15 protein-coding genes are annotated in these 26,223 nt (G+C 73.0%); 14 read left to right on the top strand and 1 reads right to left on the bottom strand.

The annotated features are described in order from the left end of the window. Nucleotides 1-188: 188 nt before the first annotated feature. From ACFYY6_RS16695 to ACFYY6_RS16630, 14 genes are all read left to right on the top strand, one after another. Nucleotides 189-4,169: a DUF6923 family protein gene (locus tag ACFYY6_RS16695; RefSeq protein WP_389193718.1), complete on the top strand. Its 3,981-nt coding sequence runs from the start codon at nucleotides 189-191 to the stop codon at nucleotides 4,167-4,169. 444 nt (nucleotides 4,170-4,613) lie between these two features. Next, on the top strand, nucleotides 4,614-5,402 hold the full coding sequence (locus ACFYY6_RS16690; RefSeq protein ID WP_351518442.1) for an ABC transporter ATP-binding protein: 789 nt from the start codon (nucleotides 4,614-4,616) through the stop codon (nucleotides 5,400-5,402). Next, nucleotides 5,399-7,987: an FtsX-like permease family protein gene (locus ACFYY6_RS16685; protein WP_351518444.1), complete on the top strand. Its 2,589-nt coding sequence runs from the start codon at nucleotides 5,399-5,401 to the stop codon at nucleotides 7,985-7,987. The genes ACFYY6_RS16690 and ACFYY6_RS16685 overlap by 4 nt, the downstream gene beginning before the upstream one ends. Nucleotides 7,988-8,322: 335 nt before the next feature. Then, nucleotides 8,323-8,628, top strand: a complete 306-nt coding sequence (locus ACFYY6_RS16680) for a hypothetical protein (RefSeq protein WP_386606871.1) — start codon at nucleotides 8,323-8,325, stop codon at nucleotides 8,626-8,628. A 9-nt stretch (nucleotides 8,629-8,637) separates the two neighbouring features. After that, nucleotides 8,638-10,620: a BTAD domain-containing putative transcriptional regulator gene (locus tag ACFYY6_RS16675; protein ID WP_389193715.1), complete on the top strand. Its 1,983-nt coding sequence runs from the start codon at nucleotides 8,638-8,640 to the stop codon at nucleotides 10,618-10,620. 5 nt (nucleotides 10,621-10,625) lie between these two features. Beyond that, entirely contained in the window at nucleotides 10,626-12,959 is a 2,334-nt protein-coding gene (locus tag ACFYY6_RS16670) for a TOMM precursor leader peptide-binding protein (RefSeq protein WP_389193712.1), read from the top strand. Continuing rightward, the gene (locus tag ACFYY6_RS16665; protein WP_389193709.1) at nucleotides 12,949-14,961 is read left to right on the top strand and encodes a TOMM precursor leader peptide-binding protein; all 2,013 of its coding nucleotides are present in this window, start codon (nucleotides 12,949-12,951) and stop codon (nucleotides 14,959-14,961) included. Before ACFYY6_RS16670 ends, ACFYY6_RS16665 begins: the two co-directional genes overlap by 11 nt. Nucleotides 14,962-15,067: 106 nt before the next feature. Further along, entirely contained in the window at nucleotides 15,068-16,642 is a 1,575-nt protein-coding gene (locus tag ACFYY6_RS16660) for a nitroreductase family protein (protein ID WP_386606878.1), read from the top strand. Nucleotides 16,643-16,703: 61 nt separating this feature from the next. After that, nucleotides 16,704-19,487, top strand: coding sequence for a lantibiotic dehydratase (locus tag ACFYY6_RS16655; RefSeq protein WP_389193705.1), 2,784 nt, complete (start codon nucleotides 16,704-16,706; stop codon nucleotides 19,485-19,487). Then, on the top strand, nucleotides 19,484-20,605 hold the full coding sequence (locus tag ACFYY6_RS16650) for a lantibiotic dehydratase C-terminal domain-containing protein (RefSeq protein ID WP_389193702.1): 1,122 nt from the start codon (nucleotides 19,484-19,486) through the stop codon (nucleotides 20,603-20,605). The genes ACFYY6_RS16655 and ACFYY6_RS16650 overlap by 4 nt, the downstream gene beginning before the upstream one ends. Continuing rightward, complete coding sequence (locus tag ACFYY6_RS16645; protein ID WP_389193699.1) at nucleotides 20,602-21,783, top strand: M50 family metallopeptidase; 1,182 nt, start codon at nucleotides 20,602-20,604, stop codon at nucleotides 21,781-21,783. Before ACFYY6_RS16650 ends, ACFYY6_RS16645 begins: the two co-directional genes overlap by 4 nt. Nucleotides 21,784-21,881: 98 nt before the next feature. After that, nucleotides 21,882-22,868: an ABC transporter ATP-binding protein gene (locus tag ACFYY6_RS16640; protein ID WP_351518462.1), complete on the top strand. Its 987-nt coding sequence runs from the start codon at nucleotides 21,882-21,884 to the stop codon at nucleotides 22,866-22,868. Between the two features lie 112 nt (nucleotides 22,869-22,980). Next, nucleotides 22,981-23,736, top strand: coding sequence for an ABC transporter permease (locus ACFYY6_RS16635; protein ID WP_351518464.1), 756 nt, complete (start codon nucleotides 22,981-22,983; stop codon nucleotides 23,734-23,736). Continuing rightward, nucleotides 23,733-25,712 carry a TOMM precursor leader peptide-binding protein gene (locus tag ACFYY6_RS16630; protein ID WP_386606886.1) on the top strand — a complete coding sequence of 660 codons (1,980 nt, stop codon included), beginning with the start codon at nucleotides 23,733-23,735 and terminating at the stop codon, nucleotides 25,710-25,712. The genes ACFYY6_RS16635 and ACFYY6_RS16630 overlap by 4 nt, the downstream gene beginning before the upstream one ends. Before the next feature lie 143 nt (nucleotides 25,713-25,855). Here the strand turns inward: ACFYY6_RS16630 and ACFYY6_RS16625 are convergent, their stop codons facing one another. After that, entirely contained in the window at nucleotides 25,856-26,032 is a 177-nt protein-coding gene (locus ACFYY6_RS16625) for a thiazolylpeptide-type bacteriocin (protein ID WP_073790073.1), read from the bottom strand. Nucleotides 26,033-26,223: the final 191 nt, after the last annotated feature.

Here is a 26,223-nt window from a genome sequence, read left to right as displayed (position 1 = left end):
ATACAGAGGGGTAGCCAGGAATGGATGCACTGAGGCGGCTCCGTGCCGTGACGAGCGGACCCGGGGGAGGCCGGTCCTGGTGGCCGTCGTCCCGCCCCGGGGCGTACGGGGATGCGAGGCCCGGTACGTCGGCGGGTGCGCACGGGGACGGACGTCCCGGACCGAGACGGAAGCCGGGAGGGTTCTGAATGGCCATCAAGCCCGCACGGGCCGTCAAGCCCGCCCGCCGGGGGCGGCACAGGAAGCGCCGCTCGCTCACCGGACTCGTGGTCATGGCGATGCTGACGGGGTTCAGCGCCGCCGCGACCCCGCTGCTCACCGCCCCCGCCTCGTACGCGGCGCCCGGTGACGCGTTCGACCCGGCCGACCCGACGGTATTCGTCGGGCAGGAGATACCCACCCGCCTCTACAAGGCGATCACCGGTGCCTCCGGGAGCGTGACGTTCCAGCCCGAGGGGACGGCCACAGCCGGTCTCAACTACAACGCCATCAGCTACAACACGGCGGACAACTATCTGTACGGGGTGGTCACGAGCGGGTCGACCGCCATGCCGGTCGGCTCGATCATCCGGATCGGCCAGGGGGGCGTCGTCACCCGCGTGGGCACCGACGTCGTGCCGGGCGGTGCGAACTGGGGGGCCTTCGGCCCGGACGGTGCTCTCTACGTCGGTTCCAGCGCCACCGACGTGGCCTACCGGGTGGATCCCGCCACCGGCAAGGTGACCTCGACGATCCAGTTGCCCATGGTGCCGCCCACCGCCGACCTCACGTACGCGGACGGCTACTTCTGGGGCGTCGAGGTGAGCGGCAAGATGGTCCGTGTCGACCTCCTGGGCGCGACCAAGACGGTCACGGTCCTCGGCGCGGCGGTTCCGGCGGCCGAAGCCGGATACGGATTCGGTGCGGCCTGGACGTTCGGCAACGGCAACATCGGCGTTTCCGACAACGCGTCGGGCACCGTCTATCAGATCAAGATCGCCAACCCGGCCTCGGCGAATCCGACGTTCACCCTTGTCTCGACCGCGCCCGGCCCCGCGAGCGGCAACAACGACGGCGCGGCCTCGCCCGGTCTGCCCACCGACCTCGCGGTCGTGAAGAAGGGCCCCGAGACGTTCAAGCCGGGGACCCCCATCACCTACACCCTGACGGTGAAGAACAACGGGCCCGGCAACTCCAGCGGTTACACCGTCAAGGATGTCGTCCCGGCACCGCTGACCAACGTCAAGACCTCGACGCCGGGGTGCACGGTGGCCGGCAACACGGTGACCTGCGTCGGCGGCCGCACCCTCGCGGGGGCGGAGAACACCATCACCATCACCGCGGACAGCCCGGCCTCGATGACCGAACCGGTCACCAACACCGGGACGGTCGTCGCCAACGAGGAGGACCCGACCCCGGACAACAACGAGTCCTCGACCGAGGGCACCCCTCTGGTCCCGGGGCTGTCGGTGAAGAAGACGGCCGACCCCGACACCGTGAAGGCCGCGGGCGAGAAGATCACGTACTCGTTCGTGCTGACCAACACCGGGAACGTGGAACTGAAGGACGTGGCCGTCAAGGAGACCTCGTTCTCCGGCACCGGCACGGCGCCGGTGGCGCAGTGCCCGGACGGCCCGCTGGCCCCTGGCAAGAGCATGACCTGCACCGCCACGTACACGGTCACGCAGGAGGACATCGACGCGGGTTCGCTGGAGAACACCGCCACCGGCACCGGCACCCCGCCGGACGGGGGCGAGCCCGTGGAGTCGCCCCCGTCCGAGGCAAAGGTCTCGGCGCCGCCCGAGCCCGGCCTGACGGTCGTGAAGTCGGGGCAGAGCGAGAACCCAGACAAGCTGGTGGCGGGTGACAAGGTCGACTACTCCTTCGTGCTGACGAATACCGGCAACGTCACGCTGAAGGACGTGAAGGTGAACGAGGGCGAGTTCACCGGCACCGGCGAGCTGTCGGATGTCGTCTGCCCTGACGGGGCAGCGTCCCTGGCGCCTGGTGCGAGTGTGACGTGTACGGCGTCGTACGAGGTGACGCAGGCGGACGTGGACGCGGGTTCGATCAAGAACTCGGCCACGGGGACGGGCACCCCGCCCGGTGGGACACCGCCCCCGGTGTCGCCCCCGTCCGAGGTGGAGGTGCCGACTCCGGCCGACCCCGCTCTCACGGTGACCAAGACGGCGAAGACCGAGAAGCCCGGCGAGCTGGTGGTGGGCGAGAAGGTCGAGTACGCGTTCCTCGTGAAGAACACCGGCAACGTCACGCTGAAGGACGTGAAGGTGAAGGAGGGTGACTTCACCGGGTCCGGGAAGCTGTCGGATGTGGTCTGTCCTGCCGGGGCCGGTTCGTTGGCTCCGGGTGCGAGTGTGACGTGTACGGCGTCGTACGAGGTGACGCAGGCGGATGTCGATGCGGGTTCGATCAAGAACTCCGCGACGGCCACGGGCACCCCGCCCGGTGGTGGTGAGCCGCCGGTGTCGCCTCCGTCGGAGGTGGAGGTTCCGGCGCCTTCGGACCCCGCGCTGACCGTGGTCAAGACGGCCACGACGGACAAGCCCGGCGAACTGGCCGTCGGTGAGAAGGTCGAGTACGCGTTCCTCGTGAAGAACACCGGCAATGTCACGCTGAAGGACGTGAAGGTGAAGGAGGGTGACTTCACCGGGTCCGGGAAGCTGTCGGATGTGGTCTGTCCTGCTGGGGCGGGTTCGTTGGCGCCTGGTGCGAGTGTGACGTGTACGGCGTCGTACGAGGTGACGCAGGCGGACGTGGACGCGGGTTCGATCAAGAACTCCGCGACGGCCACGGGCACCCCGCCCGGCGGTACCGAGCCGCCGGTGTCGCCTCCGTCGGAGGTGGAGGTTCCGGCGCCTTCGGATCCCGCGCTGACGGTCGTGAAGTCGGCTTCGACCGAGAAGCCCGGCGAGCTGGTGGCCGGTGAGAAGGTCGATTACGCCTTCGTCGTGAAGAACACCGGCAATGTGACGCTCAAGGACGTGAAGGTGAAGGAGGGTGACTTCACCGGGTCCGGGAAGCTGTCGGATGTGGTCTGTCCTGCCGGGGCGGGTTCGTTGGCGCCTGGTGCGAGTGTGACGTGTACGGCGTCGTACGAGGTGACGCAGGCGGACGTGGACGCGGGTTCGATCAAGAACTCGGCGACGGCCACGGGTACGCCGCCCGGTGGTGGTGAGCCGCCGGTGTCGCCTCCGTCGGAGGTGACGGTTCCAGCGCCTCCGAAGCCGGACCTGACCGTCGTCAAGACGGGGAAGGCCGAGAAGCCCGGTGAACTGGTGGCCGGCGAGAAGGTCTCCTACGAGTTCCTGGTGACGAACACGGGCAACGTCACGCTCAAGGACGTCAAGGTGAAGGAGGGCGAGTTCACCGGGACCGGCAAGCTGTCCGAGGTCGTCTGCCCCGACGAGGCCGCGAACCTCGCGCCCGGCGCGAGTGTGACCTGTAAGGCGTCGTACGAGGTGACGCAGGCGGACGTCGACGCGGGTTCGATCGAGAACACCGCGACGGCCACGGGTACGCCGCCCGGTGGGACCGAACCCCCGGTTTCGCCCCCGTCGAAGGTGACCGTTCCGCCCAACGGTGAGGGACGGCTCGACCTGGTCAAGACCGCGAAGCCGGTCGACGTCAACAAGAACGGAAGGACCGATGCCGGTGACCGCATCGAGTGGACGCTGAAGGTGTCCAACAAGGGCACCCGCACCGTCACCGACATCAGGGTGTCGGACCCCACCGCGGGCCAGGTGACCTGCCCGGCGACGAGCCTGGCACCGGGGAAGTCGATGGACTGCACCGCCCCGGCGCACACCATCACCGCCAAGGACGTGACGAACGGAAAGGTCGTCAACAAGGCAACCGCCTCCGGGAAGTCGGGCGACAAGGAAGTCTTCTCCCCCGAGGCCAGCTCCACGGTCGAGATCACGCCGGGCGGCAAGCCCGCCGGACCGGGTGCCCCGAACGGGCCGGGTGCCCCGAACGGGCCGGGTGCCCCGAACGGGCCCGGCAACCCGTACGTCCCGAGTGCCGGGACGTACCCGACGACCCACAAGTCCTCCGGGCCGCTGGCGTCCACCGGTGCCAAGGCACTCACCCTCCTCGGGGTCGGTGGCGCGCTGCTGGTCGCCGGTGGACTCGTCCTCGGTGTCAGCAAGCGCCGACGCCGCACCAACTGACCCGCACCCCTGAAGGGTTGAGGCGGGACTGATCCAGAACCGGCTCGTACCCGCACGTACCGGCGCCCGCCGCGCTCACGGAACCGACCGTGGGCCCGGCGGGCGCCTCCACGTTTCCCGGACGGCTCCGTCCGAGGTGGGAGCCCTTAAGGGCCGCCCCCCACTTTTGCGCAGGGGCGATTCGTCCCGGCGGACGACGTGGCGGTCACGGGTCGTTCCATAGCGTGTTTCCGCAGCGTGCCGCCACCGCGGACGCGGCCGGCCACGAGGGCGGGGTGGGGAAAACCCCACCCGAAGACGGGGCCGTGCACCAGCGCGCCGGACCCGCGAGAACAGCAGGCTGTACATGTACGCCGCGACCACCGCGACCGCGCGACATCCCGAGCACCGCGACACCTCGTACGCCGCGACACCCCGAACACCGACCGAAATAGGAGAAATACCGTGACAACGGCTGTGACCATTCCCAGGCATGGGGGCACTGGAGGGCGTACGGCCGTCGCCGCACGAGCACGACAGGTCGTCAAGGCGTACGGGGCGGGGGAGACCCGGGTCGTCGCGCTCGACCACGTCGACGTCGACATCGACCGCGGGCAGTTCACCGCCATCATGGGCCCGTCCGGGTCCGGCAAGTCGACGCTGATGCACTGCCTCGCCGGGCTGGACACCGTGACCTCCGGCCAGATCTTCCTCGACGAGACGGAGATCACCGGGCTCAAGGACAAGAAGCTCACCCAGCTCCGCCGCGACCGGATCGGCTTCATCTTCCAGGCGTTCAACCTGCTGCCCACGCTCGACGCGCTGGAGAACATCACCCTGCCCATGGACATAGCCGGGCGCAGGCCCGACGCGGCCTGGCTCCAGCAGGTCGTGGAGACGGTCGGTCTCGCCGGACGGCTGAAGCACCGGCCGACCGAACTGTCCGGCGGCCAGCAGCAGCGGGTCGCGGTGGCCAGGGCGCTCGCCGCCCGGCCCGAGATCATCTTCGGTGACGAGCCCACCGGGAACCTGGACTCGCGGGCCGGCGCCGAGGTGCTGGGCTTCCTGCGCAGGTCGGTCGACGAGCTGGCCCAGACCATCGTCATGGTCACGCACGACCCGGTGGCCGCGTCCTACTCGGACCGGGTGCTGTACCTCGCCGACGGGCGGATCGTCGACGAGATGCGCGCCCCGACCGCCGACCAGGTGCTGGACCGGATGAAGGACTTCGACTCGCGCGGGCGGACGTCATGACGGTCTGGAAGACATCGAGACGCAACTTCCTCGCGCACAAGGGACGCATGGCGCTCTCCGCCGTCGCGGTCCTGCTGTCGGTGGCGTTCGTGTGCGGCACGCTCGTCTTCACCGACACCATGAGCACCACGTTCGACAAGCTCTTCGCCGCGACCGCGGCCGATGTCACCGTCAGGCCCGAGAAGCCCGAGGACGACGCCCCGCCCCAGGGGAACGGCAGGCCCGCCACCGTGCCCGCCACCGTCGTCGAGCGGGCGGCCCGGGCCACCGGCGTGCGGCACGCCGAGGGCGCCGTGGTCAGCACCTCCGTCACCGTCGTCGACAGCCACGACAAGAACATCGGCTCGACCACGGGCGCCCCGACCATCGCACGCAACTGGACGAAGAACGACCTGCGTTCGATGGAGATCACCTCCGGTCACGTGCCGCGCGGCCCGACCGAGGCGATGGTCGACGCCGACACCGCCGACAAGCACCATCTGAAGCTCGGCGACACCCTGCGCACCATCACCGCCCAGGGCGACCTCGTGACGAGGATCAGCGGCATCGTCACGTTCAAGGTCACCAACCCCGGTGCGGCGGCCGTCTACTTCGACACCGCCACCGCGCAGAAGAAGCTGCTCGGCGCGCCCGGAGTCTTCAGCGTCGTGTTCGTGACCGCCGAATCCGGCGTCGCCCACACCGAGTTGAAGAAGAACGTGGCCGCCGCGCTCGGCGGAACCTCCGGGTACGAGCTCCAGACCCAGAAGGAGGCCATGGACGCCAGCAAGGACTCGATGGGCTCCTTCCTGGACGTCATGAAGTACGCGATGCTCGGCTTCGCCGGGATCGCCTTCCTCGTCGGCATCTTCCTGATCGTCAACACCTTCTCGATGCTGGTCGCCCAGCGCACCCGTGAGATCGGGCTGATGCGGGCCATCGGATCGAGCCGCGAGCAGGTCAACCGTTCCGTGCTGATCGAGGCGCTGCTCCTCGGTCTGGTCGGTTCCGTCCTCGGGGTCGGCGCCGGGATCGGCCTCGCCGTCGGGCTGATGAAGATCATGGGCGCCGTGGGCATGGAGCTGTCCACCCAGGACCTCACCGTCGTGTGGACGACCCCGCTGGCCGGGTTGGTGCTCGGTGTCGTCGTCACCGTCGTCGCCGCGTACGTGCCGGCCCGCCGCGCCGGGAAGATCTCCCCGATGGCCGCGCTGCGCGACGCCGGGACGTCCGCCGACGGGCGTGCCGGACGGGTCAGGGCCGTGATCGGTCTGGCCCTCACCCTCGGTGGCGGCGCCGCGCTGTACGCCGCGACGCGGGCCGACGAGTCGGGCACGGGCGCGCTGTGGCTCGGCGTCGGCGTGGTCCTCAGCCTGGTCGGCTTCATCGTGATCGGGCCGCTGCTGGCCGGGTTCGTGGTCCGGGTGCTGAGCGCGGTGCTGCTGCGGGCCTTCGGTTCCGTCGGCCGGCTCGCGGAACGCAACGCCCTGCGCAACCCGCGCCGCACCGGAGCGACCGGCGCCGCGCTGATGATCGGCCTCGCCCTGGTGGCCTGCCTCTCGGTCGTCGGCTCCTCGATGGTCGCCTCGGCCACCGACGAACTCGACAAGTCGGTCGGTGCCGACTTCATCGTCCAGCCGAAGGGGGGCTCGGGCGCGCTCCTGGTGGACCAGGCCGCGAAGGCCCTGGAGTCCGCGCCGGGCATCGAGCACTTCACCGAGTACAAGCTCGTCGGCGCCCGGCTCACCACCCCGGACGGCGCCGTCGAGAAGGGCGCGCGCCTGTCCGCCGCCGACCCCACCTACCCGGAGGACGTCCGTCGCGAGACCGTCGCCGGGAAGATCGCCGACGCGTACGGCCCGGACGCCATGTCGGTCGGGGAGAAGTTCGCCGCCGACCACCACATTGAGGTGGGCGACCGGATCACCGTCGCGTTCACGGGTGGTGAGACGGCGAAGCTGAAGGTCGCCGCGATCACCTCGGACGACGCGACCGTCGACCGGGACTCGATGTACGTCAACATCACGACCGCCGCCCGGTACCTTCCCGCCGACGCCGTGCCGGACAACATGCTCATGTTCGCCAAGGCCGTGGACGGCAAGGAGAAGGAGGCGTACGACGGGCTGAAGAAGGCCCTCGCCCCGTACCCGCAGTACGAGGTGCGCAACCAGGCGGACTTCAAGGAGATGGTGGAGGACCAGATCGGTCAGCTGCTGAACATCGTCTACGGGCTGCTGGCGCTCGCGATCATCGTCGCGGTGCTCGGCGTGGTGAACACCCTGGCCCTGTCCGTGGTCGAGCGGACCCGTGAGATCGGCCTGCTGCGGGCCATCGGTCTCTCCCGGCGCCAGCTGCGGCGGATGATCCGGCTGGAGTCCGTGGTCATCGCGGTCTTCGGCGCACTGCTCGGCCTCGGTCTGGGCATGGGCTGGGGCACGGCGGCCCAGAAGCTGCTGGCCCTGGAGGGGCTCGGCGTCCTGGAGATCCCGTGGCCGACGATCCTCACGGTCTTCGTCGGATCCGCCTTCGTCGGCCTGTTCGCGGCCCTGGTCCCGGCGTTCCGGGCGGGCAGGATGAACGTCCTGAACGCGATCGCCACCGACTGACACGACGGCCGTCATCTGATGCGACGGCCGCGACCTGAGGCGATGGGCGCGAACATCGCCGACGTAGGATGACTGACCGGCCCCGGGGTGTTCCTCCAAACACCCCGGGGCCGCCGTCGTGTCATGCCGTGTCATGAAGTGTCGCGCCGTGTCGTGCGGTGTCGCGCCGTGCCCGTGCCGCCCGAATGTTCCCCATGCGCGGGGCGGCCGTTGCACGAAGCTGCCGCGGGACGTGCAGCAAGCTGACACGACCGGGCCCGCTCGTGCCCCTTCCCCGCTGGCATCGTCGTCCTGCCGGGGACCTCCGGCAGGACGTACCAGCCGAAGGGGAAAACGTGTTCAGTTCTTCGCTTTCACGGAAGCCGGCCGGCCTCGCACGCACCGCCGCCGTCACGGGATTCGCCCTCGCCGCGTTCGGGTTCTCCGCGGGTACGGCCAGTGCCGGTACCGTCCCCGCCGAGCGGCCCGCCGCCCCGCAGGCCGCCGCCTCACAGGCCGCCCTCCCGCAGGCCGGGGCCGGCGCGGACTTTCCCGCGCACCTCGTCCAGCGGGTCTGTACGGAGCTGGAGGCGATCGTGGCCCAGCTGCCCGTGTCCTCCGCACCCGCGCAGGTGTGCCAGCTGGTCAATGGCTGGGACTAGACCGCGGTGATGCGGTTTCAGCTGCTGGGTCCGCTGACCCTCACGGACGGCCCGGAGGCCGTCGTGCTCCAGCCGTCGAAGCCGACGATCCTGCTGGCGGCGCTCCTCCTGCACGCCAACACCGTCGTGTCCGCCGACTACCTCCAGCAGGCCGTGTGGGGGGAGGAGCAGCCGGCCACCGCCAAGGCCGCGCTCCAGACCTGCGTACTGCGGCTGCGCCGGCTGTTCACCAAGCACGGGGTGACCGAGACGTCGATCGAGGCGGTGCCGGGCGGCTACCGGATCACCGCCGGACCGCACACCCTCGACCTGCTCGGCTTCCGGGAGCAGGTGAGGCGGGCCGAGGTCCTGTCGCACGACCCGGAGGCGGAGCTGTGCGAGCTCAAGGACGCGCTGTCGCTGTGGCAGGGCTCCCTGCTGGCCAATGTGCGCTCCGACGTACTGCACCGGGACGAGGTGCCGCGCCTGGCCGAGGAGCGGCTGCGGAGCGTGGAACGGGTCTGCGACCTGCTGCTGGTGCTGGGACGGTACGGCGAGGCCCTGGTCGAACTATGGACTGCTACGCGCGTATACCCGGGTCACGAGCGGCTCCACGAGCAGTTGATCGAGGCGCTGTACCGTACGGGTCGGCAGACCCAGGCCCTCGCGGAGTACCGCCGGGTGAAGGGGTTCCTGCTCGACGAACTGGGCGTCGATCCCTCGCCCGCCCTCCAGCAGCTGGAACTCGCGATCCTGCGCGGTGAGGACCTCGGCGCCGCCACCGCCGCCGTTGCCGCCGCGGGCACGGGGGCGGGCGCGCGGATCCTGGAAGGGCCCGTGGTCACGGCGGCGGGCCCCGCAGCGCTGCCGCCGGCCGGCGCCGCGGCCGGGTCCGGAGCGACCGGCGCCGCCGTGCTCAAGGCCGGTGCGGCCACCGGAACGCCCCCGCACGGAGCGGTGGCCGCCGGTACGGCCCCGCCGGGAGTGGCCACCGGCACGGACCTGTCCGGAACGGTCACCGGTGCAGACCTGCCCGGAGCGGCTGTCGGCACGGCCGGGCCGCCCACGGTCTCGCCGGTGCCGAACTTCACCGGACGGGAGGCCGAGACCGCCGCGACGGCCGCCCGGCTCACCGCCCCGCTCGGCGACGCCGCCGAGTACCCGCCCACCGTGCTGGTGTCGGGCGCTCCCGGCATCGGCAAGTCGGCGCTCGCCCACCACGTCGCACACCTGACGCGGGAGCACTTCCCGGGCGGCCGGGTGCTGGTGCGGATGACCCGGCCGGACGGCGAGCCCCGGGATCCCGCCGCAGTCCGGGCGGAGGTGGCGGCGGCCCTGAGTGCCGCACCGGACGGGGGACGCGTCCTGTTCGTCCTCGACGACGTCGTGGACGCCGACCAGGTGCGCCCGCTGCTGACCGCCGTCGCGCGGGCCCAGGGGGCGGTGATCGTCACCAGTCGGATGGGGCTCGCCGGACTCGTCGCCACGCACGGCGGCTGGGTGCAGCGGCTGTCTGTGTTCACCGGGGCCGAGTCGTACGCGCTGCTGCGGTCCGTGCTGGGGTCCGAACGCGTCGAGGCGGAACCGGACGCCGCTCGTCGGCTGACCGGGCTGTGCGGTCAATTCCCGCTTGCCCTGAGGATTCTGACGGCACGTCTGCTGACCCGGCCGGCGCTGCGGCTCGGTGACGCCGTCGGCTGGCTCGGCGACGACCCGCTGGCCCGGCTCACGCTCACCGACACTCCGGGCCTGTCCGTGACCGCCGTCCTCGACGGCGCGCTGAACCGGCTCGACCCCAGGCTGTCCGAGGCGTTCCTCCGAGTGGCCGCGACCCCCGGGGACGGCTTCGGGCCCGAGGACGTTCCCGCCGTCACCGAGGTGGTCCTGGAACGGCTCGCCGACGCCGGGCTGTTGGAGGACGGCCCGCCGGGCCCGTACCGGATCCACGCACTGCTCCGCGCCCACGCGCGAAGAACCGACCAGGAACGCATCCGCCGTACAGAGAAGGTGTGACCCCCATGGCCGAGACCCCCGAGAGCACCCAGAAGACCGCCGGGAGCACCCCCGGGACCACCGGCGGCGCCCCCGGGACCACTGCGACCGCCCCCGCGTCGCCCGCTCCCGTGTCCACCGCCACGTTCGACGCGCTGGCCGCCACCCGGCCACGCGTCCGCCGGGACGTGCTGTTCACCGAGACCCCCGGCGGGGTGCTCTTCCACAACGCCGACGGCGGGTTCCACCTGGCCGGTCGCACCGCCTACCGCTTCGCCTCCCTCGTCGTCCCGCACCTGACCGGCCACCACCGGCTCGCCGATCTCTGCGCGGGCTTCGGACCGGCCCAGCGGGCGATGGCGGCGGAGCTCGTCAAGACGTTGTACGAGCGGGAGTTCGCCCGTGACGTGCCCGAGCCCGGCACCGGGGCCGAGGCGGTGCCGGACGAGGTCGCGGAGCGGTTCGCCGCGCAGATCGCCTACGTCGACCACTACGCCGACGGCGCCCCCGAACGCTTCGCCCGCTTCCGGGCCACCCGGGTCGCGGTCCTCGGCGACGACGAGATCGCCCGCTGGTGCGCGCTGAGCCTGCTGCGCAACGGGTGCGTACGGATCGGCACGACCACGGAGTTCGCCGACGTGACCGCCGAGGCGGGCCGGGCCGCCGCCCGCGCGGACCGGATCGCCGCCGGGGCGGGGGCCGGCTGGGCGGAGCTCGACGGGTACGACGTCGTGGTGGTGACCGGCGCCGGGGCCGGGCCGCGCACCCACCGGCTGCTGGCCGCAGGGGTGCCCGAGGGCCGGACCCTGGTCCCGGCCTGGCTGTTCGGCGAGCGCCTGGTGGTGGGGCCGCTCGCCACCGCGGCCTCCACCGGCTGCTGGTCCTGCGCCGTGCTGCGACTGGGGGGCAACGTGGCGGCGGGGGAGGCCGCCGAGCTGTGGAGCCAGGCGGCGGGCGCCGCCCCGGAGTCCCGGGACACGCTGTCCGGGCCGGTCGCCGCGATGGTGGGCAACCTCCTCGGCTACGAGGTCTTCCGCCTCACCACCGGAGCCCTGCCCGCCGAGACGGACCGCCAGGTCCTGATCCAGGACCTGGCGTCGCTGGACGTGATGGCCGAGCCGGTCCGCCCGCACCCGCGCTGCGGGCGCTGTGCCGCCCTGGACGACCGCGAGCCCGCCGCCGCCCTGCCCGAGGGGCTGGCGCTGCCGGTCACTCCGACCGTGGAGACCGCCCGTGACGCGGAGGCCATGGTCGACGAGCTGAACCGGTACAGCGCGGCGCTGGTGCGTCCGCACACCGGGATCCTGCGGCGCTGGGACGACGAGGCGCTGACCCAGACCCCGCTGAAGATCAGCCGGGTCGAGGTGGCGCTCGGGGCCGGGGAGCGGCGGCGGATCGCCGCCTTCGACGTGCACCACCTGGCGGGGGCGCGGATGCGGGCCCTGTACGCGGCGGCGACCGCGTACGTGGAACACGTGGTGCCGCTCGGCACGGCCGGGGGCGTGGTGGCGGACCGGGTGCTCGGCCCGGACGCGCTGACCACCGGCGGCGGCACCGGGGCGCTCCCGGACGCCTGGACCGTGGCCACCTCGCTGATCGGCAAGGAGCCGGTCCGGGTGCCCGCCGCGGCCGTACGGACCTTCGGGGCGCACAACCGGGAGCGCGTCCATCTCGCGACGAGGGCCGGTGCGGGCGCGGGCGCGGACGAGCGGGAGGCGGCCGGCACCGGTCTGATGTCCGCGCTGGCGCACGACGCGCTGCTGCGGGCGCTCCGGGGCACGACGGAGGTCCGCCCGGTCGCCGCCGACGGGGACGATCCGGAGCTGGTGTTCCTGCTGAAGTCCGCGGCCAATCTGGACCTCTCGGTGGAACTGCTGGACCTGGGCGAGGGCGGGCGCACCTCCGCGCAGGTGGTGCTGGCCCGGGAGGCCGACGGCGGGAACGGCCGGGGGCGCTGGGCGGCCGGAGCGGGGCTGTCGCGGCGTGCGGCGGCCTGCGCGGCGCTGCGGGACCTGCTCGGGCAGGCCCAACTGGCCGCCGAGGACCCGGAGTCCCCGGTCGACACGGGCGACCCGCTGGTCCGTGACCTGGCGGCCGGATCCATCGCGGTGACCGGCGGCCCGGTCGCGGTCGACGGGCCGGGGACCACGTTCGACGCGATCCTCGACCGGCTCGCGGACGCGGGGCGCGACGCCCTGTACGTGCCGACCACCCCGGCCGATCTCGCCGGGGGCGGCATCAGCACCGCCCGGGTGCTGCTCACGGTCGACGGTATCGCGGCGGCCCAGGGGGCCGCGGGCGCGACGAGCACGGCCGGTGACGGTGCGGCGGACGGCGAGGGCGGGCCCGATGTCCGTTGAGACCCCGGTCCGGCAGGACCCCCCGCCGGTCCGTTCCGCGCGCGCCCTCGCGGCGGCGCTCCGGGACGCGCTGGCCCGGCACGGGACGCCGCCCCCGCTGGACGTGGCGCCGCTCGGCGTGCGCGACGCCTTCGCGGACGGGGCGGCGGACGAGCGGCCCGCCCCGGCCGCCGAAGCCGGCGCGGGCACCGCGGCTGCTCAGGGCGCCCCCGATCCCGCCGTGCCCGTCCGGTTCTACGGCCGGCACGCGGTCGTCGGCCCCTTCGCGCCCCGGGGGAGCGGCGGGCAGCGCGGCGGCCGGACGTGCGTCCACTGCCTGGAGCGGCGCTGGCAGGCGGTCCGTTCCGTCGCGCTGCGCGAGGCGCTGGAGCTGGGCTCGGGCACCCGGGCCGCCGGGGAGTCCCCGTACGTCACCCCGTTCGCCGCGCACGCCCTCGCGGGGCTGATCGCCGCCCGGCTGGCCGGCGACGGGCCGGAAACCGGCGTCCGCCCGGCCGTGCACCTGGTGGACCTGGAGACCCTGACGGTCCGTCACTACCCGCTGGTGCCCGATCCGGAGTGCCCGCGCTGCGCGGTGCCGGAGACCGACACGGCCGAGGCGGCGGCGCTCACCCTGCGCCCCGCGCCCAAGCGCCGCCCCGGCGGCTTCCGGGTGCGGGACATCGGGGCGTACGACCTGCCGATGGAGCCGTACGCCAACCCGGTGTGCGGGTCGCTCGGCCCCTCCGTGGTCCAGGACGTCTCCTCCACCTCCACGTCCGCCACCATCGGCTGCTTCTCCATGCGCTCGGGGGAGTACCTGCGCGAGACGTTCTGGGGCGGCCACGCGGACACGTTCGCCGAGAGCATGCGGATCGGTGTGCTGGAGGGTCTGGAGCGGTACGCGGGCATGCGGTCGCGGGCCAAGCGGGCCGGGATTACGGACTCCCTGGACGCACTGCGGGCCCGCGGCGAGCACGCGCTCGACCCCAGGGTGTGCGGGCTGTACTCGGACGACTTCCACCGGGCCAACCCCCGGGTGGTCCCGTTCGCCCCGGACCGCCCCATCCCCTGGGTGCAGGGCTGGTCCCTGCGCGACCGGCGCACGGTCCTGGTGCCCGAGGTCCTCACGTACTACCACGCGCCCGGTCTGGAGAACCGGTTCGTCCAGGAGAGCTCCAACGGCTGCGCCTCCGGCGGCTGCCTTGAGGAGGCCGTCTACTTCGGGCTGATGGAGGTCGTCGAGCGCGACGCGTTCCTGCTCGCCTGGTACGGCCGGGCCGCGCTGCCGGAGATCGACGCGGCCACCAGCCGCCGCCCCGCCACCCGGCAGATGATCGACCGGCTGGAGATGTACGGCTACGAGGCCCGCTTCTTCGACACCCGGATCTCCTTCCCGATCCCCGTCGTCACGGGCGTGGCCGTGCGCCGGGACGGCGGGCCGGGCCTCATGTGCTTCGGCGCCGGGGCCGGGCTCGACCCGGAGGCGGCGCTGGCGGGCGCGCTGTGCGAGATCGCCACGGACGCGGTGAACCTGCGCCGCCGTACCGAACGCGACCTGGATCGGCTGCGCGCCATGGCCGCCGACTTCGACCGGGTGGAGGCGCTGCACGACCACCCGCTGGTCTACGGACTGCCCGAGATGGGCCACCACGCGCGCTTCCTGCTCGGCGGACCGGGCGAGCCCCGCCCCCCGAAACGGTCCTTCGACGCGCTGTACGGGGACGGTTCGGTGCTGCCGGTCTCCGACGACCTGCGCGAGGACCTGACCCGGTGCGTGGACGCCGTCACCGCCGCCGGGTTCGACGTGGTCGTCGTCGACCAGACCATGCCGGAGCAGCGCGAACTGGGGCTGACCACGGTCGGCGTCCTGGTGCCGGGGCTGCTGCCGATCGACTTCGGTCGGAGCCGTCAGCGGGCGCTCGGCATGGACCGGCTGCGCACCGCCCTGCGCGTGGCCGGGCTGCGCGAGCACGACCTGACCGACGCCGACCTCAACCCGGCCCCGCATCCCTTCCCATGACCGCCGGTCCCGCGCCCCTTCCGACGACCGCCGGTCCCGCACCCGCCCCGGCCGGGGCCGCACCCGGCCCTGTTCCGCACCCCTTCCCGTGACCGAGGAGCCCGCCATGGGGTACGCCCATGAATACGCCGCCGCGATCCTTCAGCGCGGCCGGGTCCCGATGGACCCCGCCGACTTCGTGCCCGACTGGGCGGACGGCCCGCGCAAGACCAAGTTCTACCCCGGCACCGACAGCCTGCCGCTGCCCGACTGCGACTACCCGGCCCATGCGGACCTGGACCGGGGGCTGGCCCAGGACGCCGGCAGGGACGGCGCGTTCGACCTCGCGCTGCTCTCCGGAATGCTCCGCGACTCCTACGGGCTGACCGGCCGCCGCCTCGGCGTCCAGGCCAACACCGACCTGAGCGCCCTGCCCCACTACCCGCTCGCCAACTGGTCCCGGGGCACCGCGTCCGGCGGCGGCCTCTACCCGGTCGCCGTGCACTGGGTCTCCGGGCCGAGCGGTCCCGTACCGCCAGGGGTGCACTACTACTCCACCCGGCACCACGCGATGCGGCGGCTGCTGACCGGCGACGTGACCGGCGAGGTGCGGGCGGCGCTGGGCGAGGGGGCGCCGGGGCCGGACACCGACCAGTACCTGGTCCTGACCATCAAGTACTGGCAGAACGCCTTCAAGTACAACAACTTCTCCTTCCACGCCGTGTCCATGGACCTCGGCGCGTGCGTCCAGACCTGGCGGCTGTGGGCCGGGGCGCGCGGGCTGTCCGTCGAGCCCGCGCTCTGGTTCGACGAGGAACGGCTCGGGCGGCTGCTCGGCGCGGACCCGGAGGCGGAGGGCGTCTTCGCCGTCGTCCCGCTGAGGTGGGCGGGCGCCACCGCCGCCGCACCGTGCCCCTCCCCGGTGTCCGTGCACCACCGCGACCAGGAACGCTCGCGCACCGTCCTCGCCTTCGACGCGCTCCGGCGCATGCAGAACGTCACCGCCGCCGATGCCGCGAAGCGCCCCGCCCCCGAGGCGCTCGACCCCGCCGTCGCGCACCCCGCCGACCCGGACCGGCCCGGGACGCCGCTGCCCGCCTGCCCGCCGCTCGACACGGACGTCCGCACCGCGCTGCGCGCCCGCCGCAGCAGCTTCGGCCGCTTCGAGGCCCAACAGCCCATCACCGCAGAGCAGTTGGCGTCCTGTCTGGCGGCCTCGGTGGCCGGTTCACGGATCGGCGGGGACACCGGCGCGCAACGGCTGGCGAAGCTCTACGCGTTCGTCTGCCACGTCGAGGGCGTCGAGCCCGGCGCGTACGAGTACGACCCGGACGCGCACAGCCTGCGTCTGGTGAAGGCGGGCAACCCGGGCGCCTTCCTCCAGAAGAACTACTTTCTCTCCAACTACAACCTGGAGCAGGCGGCCGCGGTCCTGGTGCCCACCGTCCGCACCGACGCCGTCCTGGACGCCGTCGGGGACCGGGGATACCGCCTGGTCAACGCCGCCGTCGGGGCGATCGCCCAGACCGCCTACACCGCCGCGTCCGCCGTCGGCATCGGCTGCGGGGTCGCGCTCGGCTTCGACAACATCTCGTACATCGAGGAACTCGGTCTCGAAGGGACCGGCGAGGCGCCGCTGCTGATCATGATGATCGGCAACGAGCGGCCCGCCCCGGCCGACTTCCGGTACGAGATCGCCTAGTGCTGCGGCCACCCATGAGGACGACGAGACGACGACCGGAACGAGAAGGGGAGAACCCGACATGACGCCGGACCACCCGGCCCCCGCCCACACGACCGCTCCCGCGGCGGTCACCCGCCCCCGCTTCATGCTGCGGGTCGCCGGGCTGCCGGTCGACAGCGTGCGGGGGCTGCGCTGCCCGGACAGCCGCCGCTGGGCCGACGAGGTCCTGCGCGCCACCGAGCTGCTGCGCGCGGACGGCGAACGGCTCGGGGACCTGCTCCACGACCTCGTCGGCGGCAGCGACGACGAGGCCCTGCGCCGGACCCTGCTCACCCTGCGCCGCGACATCTTCAACAACCGGCTGCCGCGCCCCGACGCCGCCGACCGGGCCCTGGCCCTGGTGCGCGGGCTCGACGAGGCCGCCGGCACCGCGCTCGCGGACTGGCTGACCGAACGGCGCCGCCTGGAGGAGCACCGGGCGGCGGGCGCCGGTCTGCTCGCCGCCGAGACCGTCCGCGCCCGCGAGGCGCTGCGCCGGCTGGCGGGCGAGGAGCGGCTGCGCAAGGGCCTGCTGCTCGCCTCCCCGGCCCTGGACGCCCAGCTCGACGCGTACATCCGGGCCGACTCCGCCGCGCCCCCGGACAAGAAGCAGCGCAAGATCGAGCGCTCGCTGCTCTCCTACCTCTACCGCACGGCGTGCAAGACCAGCCCGTTCTCCACGTTCACCGGGGTCGCCGCGGGCACCTTCGTCGACGGCGACCACGACAGTCACCACGACGACCACGGCGAGGGCCGGCCGGGCCACGGCCTGCGGGCCCGGGTCGACGACGCCTGGCAGGGGCGGCTGCGGCTGAACGTCGCCGCCGTCGGCAGGCTCGCCGAGACCCTGATCGCCGACCCGGTCCGCCGGGCCGACCTGCCGGTCGCCCCCGCCTCCGGGTGGGGGCGCGACGACGACCGGGTCCGCTACGTGCGCCGCTGGGTCACCCAGGGGGACGAGGACACCGCCGTCACCTTCGACGCGGTGAAGGACCGGCTGTTCTTCCTGCGCCGCAGCGGCACCCTGGAACGCCTCCTCGGCCTGTTCGAGAGCAGCGAGACCCTCCGCTACGGGGAACTGGCCGACTGGCTCGCCGAGGACCGGGACGCGGACCCGGAGGAATGCGCCCAGTACCTCCAGGCGCTCCTCGACGTCGGCATGGTGCAGGTGCCGTGCCTGCGCACCGAGGTCCACGACACCGACCCGCTGCGCGCCTTCCAGGAATCGCTGCGCGACCTCGGCCGCCCCTGGGCCGACCGGCTCGCCGACCGCCTCGAAGCTCCCGCCCAGCACATCGAGGGGTTCGCCGCCGCCGACCCGGCCGAACGCCGCTCCCTCATCGGCGAGTTGCGCACCTCGCTGCGTGCCCTGCAGGAGGAGGAGCTCGGCGCGGAGCGGGCGCGCGTCCCGCAGACCCTGCTCTACGAGGACGTGGCGGCCGGGCACCACACCGAACTCTCCGCCCCCGCCTGGGAGCGGCTGGCCGCCGAACCGCTCGGCGCGGTCGAACGCGTCCTGCCCGCCTTCGACCTGACACTGCCCCAGCGCGTCACGTTCAAGGGGTTCTTCCTCGCCCGCCACGGGCAGGGCGGACGCTGCGACGACCTGCTGAAGCTGGTCCACGACTTCCACGAGGACTTCTTCGACCAGTACATGTCGTTCACCGCGAAGCGCACCACGTTCGACGCGGACGGCAACTACGTACCCGAGGAGAACTGGCTCTCCCTGCCGCAGCTCAAGGCCCTCGATACGGCCCGGCAGACCTTCGTGGAGCGGATGCGCGCCCTGTGGGCGGCCTGGGAGGCCGACCCCGCCGCCCCGGAGATCCGGGTGGACGGCGAGCTCCTCGACGAGGTCGCCGCCGAACTGGACACGCTGCGCAGCGAGTTCGCCCCGCTCGCGCACCATGTGCAGATCGCGGACCGGCCCGGCGACCCGCTGGTCGTGCTCAACCGCTCCTACGGCGGGGTGTCCTTCCCGTTCAGCAGGTTCACCCACCTCTTCGACGGCCTCGACGAACAGCTCCTCGCCGCCACCGAGGACCTGCTGCCCGACGACGCCGTCCTCGCCGAGGTCACCGGCGGACCCGTCACCAGCAACCTCAACCTGCACAGCCGGCTCACCGCGTACGAGATCGTCTGCCCCGGCGAGCGCGGCACCCTGCCCGCCACCCACCGGATCCACCTGGACGACCTCCACCTCGTCCACGACCGTGAGGCGGACCGGCTCGTCCTGCGCTCCACCCGGCTCGGCAAGGAGGTGGTGCCCGTCTACCTCGGCTACCTCGTCCCCCTCGCCCTGCCCGAACTGCCCCGCACCCTGCTGCTGCTGTCCCCGACCTCGATGTCCCCGCTGAACGTGTGGGGCGGGGTCCCCGAGGGCGCCCCGGTCGACGGGGTCACCACCCGGCCGCGCGTCCGGCACGGCAGCGTGGTGCTCAGCCGGCGCAGCTGGAGCGCGCCCGCCGCCGTGCTGCCGCTGCGCACGACCGGGGGCGGGGCAGGAGGGGGCGGGGACGATGCCTGGTTCCTGGGCTGGCACGCGTTCCGCCGCGCCCACGGACTGCCCGACCGGGTCTTCGCGACCGTCGCCGACAGCGGGGCGCGCGGTGCGACCGGCGCCAAGCCCGCCTACGTCGACTTCGACAGCCCGCTCTCGCTGGCCGCGTTCGAGGCCCTGATCAAGACGTCCGGGGCGCGGGTCGTGTTCCGGGAGATGCTGCCCGACGAGGACGGACTGCACACCGTCTCCGGCCGGGGCCGCCACGTCGCCGAACTCGCGGTGGAGACCGCCGCCCCCGTCCGAAGGAGCAACGAGTCATGAGTTCAGCCCCACCCACGACGACGGCTGTCGCGCGCACCCGCGAGGCCGGAGCCTGGCAGGCCACGCACATCTTCTACGCCGCCAACCCCCGGCCCATGCTCACCCAGTGCGTCCGCCCGCTGATCGAGGAACTGGAGGCGGACGGCCTGATCGACGGCTACTTCTTCATCAACTACTGGCTGGAGGGACCGCACGTCCGGCTGCGGATCAAGCCCGCCACCCCGGACGCCGAGGCCGAGGTCCGGCGCCGCACGGAGGCAGCCGTCGACGCGTTCCTCACCGAACGGCCCGCCCTGTACGAGGTGGACTCCGGGTTCCTCAACGACTTCTACAACACCCTCTTCGACATCGAGTTCCCCGGCGCCGAACGCGGCCACTACACCGATGAACAGGGCCGGATGCGGCTGCGCCCCAACAACTCGCGCAGCGCCGAACCGTACGAACCGGAGTACGGCAAGTACGGCGGCCCCGCCGGGATCGAGCTGGCCGAATGGCACTTCCGCAAATCCAGCGATCTGGTCATCGACGCGTTCCGTACGAAGAACCTGCATCTGCGGACCGTGCTGCTCGGCACCTCGGCCCAGCTGATGATGGTGATGTCCGCCGCGTTCCTCCCCGACCGTCAAGAACTGGCCGATTACCTGGACAGTTACTACGAGTTCTGGCACCGGGCGTTCCCCGGCACCGGCTTCATCGGCAGCGACGAGTACGACCGCAACTACGCCGCCATGGCCCCCGGCCTGGCCGCCCGTTTCGCCCGGGTCCGCACCGCCGTGGCCGCCGTGGCGGACCGGGCCGGCGAGGGCTTCGGGACCGGCGGCCCGGGCGGGGACGGGAACGGCGGGGACGATGCCGCCCGGCTGCCCGGATTCCTCGCGGGATGGGCCGAGCACTGCGCCGAACTGCGGGACAGAGCCGTCGAACTGACGTTGAACGGCGACCTCGTGTTCCGCTCCTGGGACGGTGAGCGCGACGAACTCGTCACCGATCCGGCGGCCTCGCTGCCGCTGCTGCTCTCCCCGTACATGCATATGACCAACAACCGGCTGCATGTGACGATCCGGGACGAGGCGTACCTCTCGCACGTCCTGGGCCGGGCGCTGCGGGAGACCGGATGAGCGCCGCCCCACCGGGCGCCGTCGAGGGCCTCGCCGAGTACCGGCCCGAGCTGCGCCCCGAGGTGCTGCTGAGCGACGCCATGCTGCACGGCGCGGCGACGGTTCACCTGATCAAGGACACCGCGAGCGGCGGCTCCTTCCGGGTGGGCCCCAAGGAGCACTTCCTCATCGCCCGGATGGACGGGCGGCGCAGCCTGGCGGAGATCGGCGAGGAGTACGCGCGGGAGTACGGGCGCAGGCTGGACGCCGCGCGCTGGCAGCAGATCCTGCGGATGCTCGGTACGCGCGGGCTGCTGGCCGGGGCCCCCGCCCCGCCCGCCACCGCCCCCGGGCCCGGTGCCCGGCCCGGTGCCCGGCCCGGGGACGGGGCCGGGACGGGGGCCTTCGGCGGGGACGGCCGGCCGGCGCGCGGGGTGCTGCGCGGCAGCGTGCGGCTGGTCGCCGACGCGGACGCCACCACGGACCGGCTGCACCGGGCGGTCGGCTTTCTGCTGGCTCCCGGCCTGCTGGTCCCGCTGCTGGCGCTCGTGCTCGCGATGGAGGCCGTCGTCGCCCTCCGTGCGGGTGAACTGCTCATCCACACAAGGGAGTTGTTCACCAACCCGGTGCTGCTGACCGGGGCTGCGACACTGCTCTGGTTCAGCACCGCGCTGCACGAACTGGCCCACGGGGTCGTCGCCCGGCATTACGGCGGCACGGTGGCCGAAATCGGGCTGCGCTGGCGGCTGCCTGTGGTCATCATGTACTGCACGGTCGACAACTACCTCTATCTGGGCTCCCGTTGGCAACGCATTCAGACGGCACTGGCCGGCGCGGTGATGAACCTGCTGTTCCTGCTGCCGTTCTGCGCGCTCTGGCTGTTCGCCCCGCTGGACGCCGCCACGCACCACGCGCTCGGCGCACTGCTGCTCCTGGGCAGTGTGCAGGCGCTGGCCATGCTGGTCCCGCTGCCGCCGCTCGACGGGTACCGGATCGCGAGCCAGCTGTGCGGGGCCACCGAACTGGCCGCATCGACCGGCGCCTACCTGAGACTCGCCGCCCGCCGCGATCCCGCCGCGGGTGACTATCCGCGCCACGCCCGGACCGCGTACCGCGCGTACGCGCTGAGCGCGGTGCTCGCCCTCGCGGGCGTCCTCGCCGCCGCCGTGGCGGCCACCCACCACCTGCTCACCGTCTGACCGCCGTCCGCTCACCGCCCGCCCCCGCCCGGTATGCCCTGCCGACCGTCCCGACCAGTCCGACCCGCCGATCAGCGGCGGACAAGGAGAGAAGTCCCATGAGCCCCACCACCCCCACTCCCTCCCCGGGGAACCGGCCCGGTCCGGACGACGCCGGGTCCACCGCGGCCGTCGTCCTCGACGCCGTGCACAAGAGGTACGGCGAGCGGCACGCCGTCGACGGGGTGTCCCTCACCGTGCCGCGCGGCGAGTTCTTCGGGCTGCTCGGCCCCAACGGGGCGGGCAAGACGACCCTCGTCGAGATCATGGAGGGCCAGCGCAAGGCGGACTCCGGCACGGTCACCGTGCTGGGCGCCAGTCCCTGGCCGCGCAACCCGTCGCTGCTGCCCCGGCTCGGCGTGCAGACCCAGACCTCGGCCTTCTTCGTCCGCCTCACCGCCCGCGAGCACCTGCGCACCATGGCCGCCCTCTACCGCACCGACCACGCGGCGGCGGAGCGGGCGCTGGAATCCGTCGGCCTCACCGAGCAGGGCGACACCCGGGTGGACGACCTGTCCGGCGGTCAGCGCCAGCGCCTCGCCATCGCCTCCGCTCTGGTCCACGAACCCGAGCTGATCTTCCTGGACGAGCCGACCGCCGCCCTCGACCCGCAGGCCCGGCGCGCCCTGTGGCAGGTGCTGCGCGACCTCAAGGGCGAGGGCCGCACCATCATCTACACCACCCACCACCTCGACGAGGCCGAGGCGCTGTGCGACCGGGTCGCCATCATGGTCGAGGGCTGCGTCGTGGCCCTGGACAGCCCGGCCCACCTCATCGCGGCCGCCGCCCCCACCACCCGGCTGGTCGTCCCCGACGACCGGCTCACCCCCGCCCAGGCGCGCGCCATCGAAGGCGTCGACAACGTCACCGAGGAACCCGGCGCCCTCGTGCTGGAGACCCTCGAATCCGGCAAGGTCCTGGCCGCGATCGACGCCCTGGCCGGACTCCGGGGCGTCCAGACGCGCACCGCCGACCTGGAGGACGTCTACCTCGCCCTCACCGGCGCCGCCGAGGCCGCCGGAGCCGACGGCGCCGCGCGCCCGTAGCCCGTTCCGCCCGCGACCCGACCGGACCGCCCCGCCCCCGGCGCGCCCCGCGACGCGCCCGCGCACCCCGCAGCGCGACCCGCACCCCCAGCAGTGATACGGAGAATCCCCGATGAGCGCATACACGGCGCTGAGCCAGGCCGGATACCGGGCCTACACACGCGACAAGACCACGCTCTTCTTCACCTTCGCCTTCCCGCTCATCTTCCTCGTCGTCTTCGGGCTGATCTTCCACGGCCAGACGGTCGAGCAGAGCGGCAAGCCCTACATCAACTACATCGCCCCCGGCGTCCTCTCCTGGGGCGTCGGCAACGCCGCCGTGTTCGGCGTCGGCTTCGTCCTCATGCAGTGGCGGCGCGACGACATCCTGCGCCTCATCCGGATGACGCCCACACCGGTCTCCGCCGTCCTCGCGTCCCGCTACGTCCTGGCGCTCGGCATCGGCGCCGTGCAGTCCGTGCTGTTCGTGTCCGTGGCGCTGCTGCCCTCCTTCGGGCTCCAGCTCGACGGCCGCTGGCCGCTCGCCCTGCCCGTCCTGGTCATCGGCATCACCGCCTTCCTCGCCCTGGGCGTCATCGTCGGCAGCTACGCGAAGACCCCCGAGGCCGTCGCCGCCGTGGCCAACTGCCTGATGATCCCGATGGCGTTCCTCTCCGGCTCGTTCTTCCCGCTGGACGCCATGCCGGACTGGATGCAGAACCTCTCCCGCGTGCTGCCGCTGCGCTACCTCAACGACGGGATCTCCGGCGCCCTCACCGGCGGCGGCACCACGAGCGACATCTGGCTGGCCTGCGCGGTGCTCGCCGGGTTCGCCGTCGTCCTGTGCGCGATCGCGCTCAAGACCTTCCGCTGGAGTGACAAGTCATGACGACGGCCATCGCCCCCGCCCCCGCCGTGCCGCCCGTGCCCGGCGAGACCCCGCTGGAGGCCGCCCGGGCCGGGCTCCACGCCGAACTCGGCCGCCGGCACCGGGAGACGACGGCCACCGAGGGCCTGCCCGCGCCGCTCGTCGTGCCGCTCGGCGCCGCCGACACGCTCGGCCACGGCAGCCCCGACCCGTACGCCGACGTCCGCCCGGCCGCCAACGTCCAACTGACCTCCCGGGCCGTGCTGATCGGCCCCTGGGGCGGCGGACCGGACGCCGGCGCCTGCGGGCAGTGCCTCGCCATGCGCTGGCAGCGGCTGCGCAGCCGTTCGGAGCGCGAGGCCCTGGAACTCGGCCACCGCCCGAACGGCGCCGTCCACTGGCCGGTCCTCACCCCGTACGCGGCCGACGCCGTCTGGGCCGTCTACCGCGCGGTCCTCGGCGGCACCCACGAGCTGACCGACGCCACCGCCGCCGACCGCGTGCTGCCCCGCGTCACCCGGATCGATCTGGTGACCCTCGCCACCGCGACGTTCCCGATCCTGCCCGAACCCCTCTGCCCCTCCTGCGTCCAGGAGGTCCCCGACACCGCCGACGCGGCCCGGATGGACCTCGGCCCGGCCCCGAAGCCGGACCCCGACGGCTACCGGCTGCGGCCCCTGTCCTCGTACCCGCTGCCGACCGCCGCGCTCGTCAACCCGGTGTGCGGCACCCTCGGCTCCGACCTCTGGATCAACCCGACGTCCACCACCACGGCACCGGCCGCCGGAACCCATTTCGTCCGCGGCTACGCCGGTCTCAACGACGTCACCTGGAGCGGCCAGGCCAACGGCTACGACACCAGCCGCCTCCTCGCCCAGCTGGAGGGCCTGGAACGGTACGCGGGCACCAGACGCCGGCGGGGCACCTCGCCCGTGATCGGCAGCTACCACGAACTGGCCGACCGCGCCCTGGACCCCGCCGCCTGCGGCCTCTACGCCCCCGAGACCTACGCGACCGACCCCATGGTCTCCCCGTTCGACCCCGACCGGCCCATCCCCTGGGTGTGGGGCCACTCCCTGCGCGACGACCGCCCCGTCCTGGTGCCCGCCCGGCTCGCCCACTACAGCGCCGGGGTCGAGGCCGACAACTTCGTCTTCGAATGCTCCAACGGCTGCGCCACCGGCGGCAGCCTGGAGGAGGCGATCCTCTACGGGCTGCTGGAGATCGTCGAACGCGACGCCTTCCTGCTCGCCTGGCACGGCCGCACCCCGCTCACCGCGATCGACCTCGGCACCTGCCGCTCCCCGGCCGTCCGCAGCATGATCGACCGGGCCGCGCTGCACGGCTACGACGTCCACGCCTTCGACACCCGGATGGACCTGGCCGTCCCCGTCGTCACCGCCCTCGCGGTACGTCGGGACGGCGGACACGGGACGCTGTCGTTCGCCGCCGCCGCCGGGTTCGACCCCGAGGCCACCGTCGAGTCGGCGCTGTCCGAAGTCCTCACGTACATCCCGCACCTGCCCTACCAGGTCGCCGAGCGGCACACCGAACTCGCCGCCATGGCCGCCGACTTCACGCTCGTGCGGCAGCTCAAGGACCACGCGCAGCTCTACGGGCTGCCGGAGATGGCCGCGCACGCCAAGGAGTACCTGGAACCGGTCGCCGTGCTCCCGTCGGCGGACGCCTTCGCGGACTGGGAGCCCAGGCGCCCCCGCACCGGAGACCTCCTCGACGACCTGAACCTGCTGCGCGACCAGCTCGTCGCCGGCGGGCACGACGTCATCGCCGTCGACCAGACCACCCCCGAACAACGGCGGATGGGCCTGCACACCATCGCCGCCGTCGTCCCCGGCCTGCTGCCGCTCGACTTCGGCTGGACCCGGCAGCGGGCCCTGCTGATGCCCCGGCTGCGGACCGCGCTCCGGGCGGCCGGGCGACGGGCCGACGACGTGCCGGAGTCCGAGATCAAGCGCGTCCCGCACCCCTTCCCGTGACGCCCCTTCACGACGCCCCGCACGAGGCACCTCGTGGCCGCGGCACCAGCCGGGAACGGCCACCGCAGCACGCAGGCCCCCTTCGCGCTCCGGGCGCGAAGAGGGCCTGCGGACGTGCGGAGCGTGCGCGATCGGTGAGTCGATCAGGCGCAGCAGGAGGTGGTGCTGGTGGTGCTGGAGCAGGTCGACGTCGAGGAGCAGGACGTCGAACCGGCCAGCACGACCTCCGCGGCGTCCGAGTAGTCCGAGATCTCGAAGGTCTCCGACTCCAGCTCCAGGATCTCGTCGGCGAGGGTGGCGAGCTCGGTCTTGGGGGCCATGGTCTTCTCCCTTGGTCCACGGGGACGGGCCGGCGGCTCCGGCACCGTTCCCCCGCTCTGACGCCATTGCAGCGGGAGCCGCTGTCAGATCGGCCGCGGTTTCGCTGTCAGATCGCTGGCACCCCATGACAGCGGAACGCGGGAATCCTGAAGACGGGGCGGCGCAGGCTGTCGACGCCGGCCCCACACGT

The sequence above is a fragment of the Streptomyces sp. NPDC001750 genome (genome assembly GCF_042892615.1).
Lineage (GTDB): Bacteria > Actinomycetota > Actinomycetes > Streptomycetales > Streptomycetaceae > Streptomyces.
Note: the sequence above shows the minus strand (reverse complement) of the source record. Positions and strands in the feature narration are given on the sequence as shown.

Bases quoted from the DNA above. Each gene is read 5' to 3' on its own strand.
- ACFYY6_RS16695 (WP_389193718.1), top strand. From the start codon at position 189: ATGGCCATCAAGCCCGCACGGGCCGTCAAGCCCGCCCGCCGGGGGCGG.
- ACFYY6_RS16685 (WP_351518444.1), top strand. From the start codon at position 5,399: ATGACGGTCTGGAAGACATCGAGACGCAACTTCCTCGCGCACAAGGGA.
- ACFYY6_RS16675 (WP_389193715.1), top strand. From the start codon at position 8,638: ATGCGGTTTCAGCTGCTGGGTCCGCTGACCCTCACGGACGGCCCGGAG.
- ACFYY6_RS16670 (WP_389193712.1), top strand. From the start codon at position 10,626: ATGGCCGAGACCCCCGAGAGCACCCAGAAGACCGCCGGGAGCACCCCC.
- ACFYY6_RS16665 (WP_389193709.1), top strand. From the start codon at position 12,949: ATGTCCGTTGAGACCCCGGTCCGGCAGGACCCCCCGCCGGTCCGTTCC.
- ACFYY6_RS16660 (WP_386606878.1), top strand. From the start codon at position 15,068: ATGGGGTACGCCCATGAATACGCCGCCGCGATCCTTCAGCGCGGCCGG.
- ACFYY6_RS16655 (WP_389193705.1), top strand. From the start codon at position 16,704: ATGACGCCGGACCACCCGGCCCCCGCCCACACGACCGCTCCCGCGGCG.
- ACFYY6_RS16650 (WP_389193702.1), top strand. From the start codon at position 19,484: ATGAGTTCAGCCCCACCCACGACGACGGCTGTCGCGCGCACCCGCGAG.
- ACFYY6_RS16645 (WP_389193699.1), top strand. From the start codon at position 20,602: ATGAGCGCCGCCCCACCGGGCGCCGTCGAGGGCCTCGCCGAGTACCGG.
- ACFYY6_RS16640 (WP_351518462.1), top strand. From the start codon at position 21,882: ATGAGCCCCACCACCCCCACTCCCTCCCCGGGGAACCGGCCCGGTCCG.
- ACFYY6_RS16635 (WP_351518464.1), top strand. From the start codon at position 22,981: ATGAGCGCATACACGGCGCTGAGCCAGGCCGGATACCGGGCCTACACA.
- ACFYY6_RS16630 (WP_386606886.1), top strand. From the start codon at position 23,733: ATGACGACGGCCATCGCCCCCGCCCCCGCCGTGCCGCCCGTGCCCGGC.
- ACFYY6_RS16625 (WP_073790073.1), bottom strand. From the start codon at position 26,032: ATGGCCCCCAAGACCGAGCTCGCCACCCTCGCCGACGAGATCCTGGAG.